This window comes from Paenibacillus sp. 2TAB26 (genome assembly GCF_052115145.1).
Classification (GTDB): Bacteria; Bacillota; Bacilli; order Paenibacillales; family Paenibacillaceae; genus Pristimantibacillus.
This window is the reverse complement of the sequence record NZ_JBFRGC010000126.1, coordinates 1-405: the sequence shown is the minus strand read 5'-3', so window position 1 is coordinate 405 and position 405 is coordinate 1. Positions and strand designations below refer to the sequence as shown.

Genomic DNA, 405 nt, shown 5'->3' with positions numbered 1-405 from the left:
CTTCCAATGCCGCACGGCGCGATCGAGCCACGCTGCGGAGCGGGAGTCGTCCTGCCGGATCACGATCTGCGGACTGGCGTTGTCGGGAAGCAGGCCCGCGTCGAGCCGCCGATAGAAGCGCCACTCGGGCAATCCCATCAGCCGCGCCACCACAGGGGCGTCTTCCGCCAGCGCCTGGCATTCGCCGGCCATAAACGCGGCCACGGCGCGGATCGACGAAGAATAGGAACGTACCTGCGCGCCCAGCGTCTCCGTGACGGGATGCGCATAAGGGCTACCCTGTGCGACACAGACCGCGCGCCCGGCGAGATCACTCGGCGCACGATAGTCGCTGCCGCGCAGCGTGACGAGCGCGCCGGCGCCGCCGGTGTAGGCGGTCGGCACGGCATACGGACCGCTATCGAT

General features: G+C 69.4%; 1 protein-coding gene. It reads right to left on the bottom strand.

Annotated elements, in window-relative coordinates; genetic code table 11:
- The coding region (locus AB4Z50_RS36180) for a hypothetical protein (protein WP_441887336.1) at positions 1 to 405 on the bottom strand (405 nt) is incomplete at both ends.